We start from the raw sequence: 551 nt of genomic DNA on the forward strand, positions 1-551 counted from the left end.
GCATCGGTTCGGCCATCTTTCGACACGTCCAGTTCGCGGCTCTTCCTGCCCGTCAGTTTGCTGATGTTGTCGTCATCACAGAAAATCTGGAAATGGAAGGCATTGACCGCATCGACCATCCCGGAGGTACCAAGCGGATCTTTCCGGTACACCTTCTCCCCGATTTTCACTGTTGATTCAAGCGACTTCAGGTGCATGTAAAGCGAATAAAAGACCACTTTAGCCCCCTCACCACTGCCGATCTCCGTTTCGTGCTTTAGCAGCACGTAGCCATCGTCACTGCCTTTGACATTGGGTTGATCCACATTGAGGTTCAGCGGTGCCTTATCTCGTTTATCGATGCCTGAACTTTTACGCACGGAAACCACGATCCCATCCGCAACAGCTCTTACACTCTCAAAAGGCCTGCCGCCATCAGTATGGGCTATGTGGATCCCGCCATGCCATGAGCCATGGCCATTGACCGGGTAATCGCGGCGGTCAACTACGGTCATCACTCTTTCAATCCATGCTGCATCGGTTTCATGGGCATTTTTCGCTTTCAGGAATGG

Annotated in this window: 1 protein-coding gene; it reads right to left on the reverse strand. The window is 52.1% G+C overall.

All coding sequences use genetic code 11. The features are described 5' to 3' along the window. Positions 1–551, reverse strand: a 551-nt coding sequence (locus QZH36_RS21350; protein ID WP_301731087.1) for a M23 family metallopeptidase, incomplete at both ends; no start/stop codon positions are given.

The organism is Erwinia wuhanensis (assembly GCF_030484085.1).
Classification (GTDB): Bacteria; Pseudomonadota; Gammaproteobacteria; order Enterobacterales; family Enterobacteriaceae; genus Erwinia; species Erwinia aeris.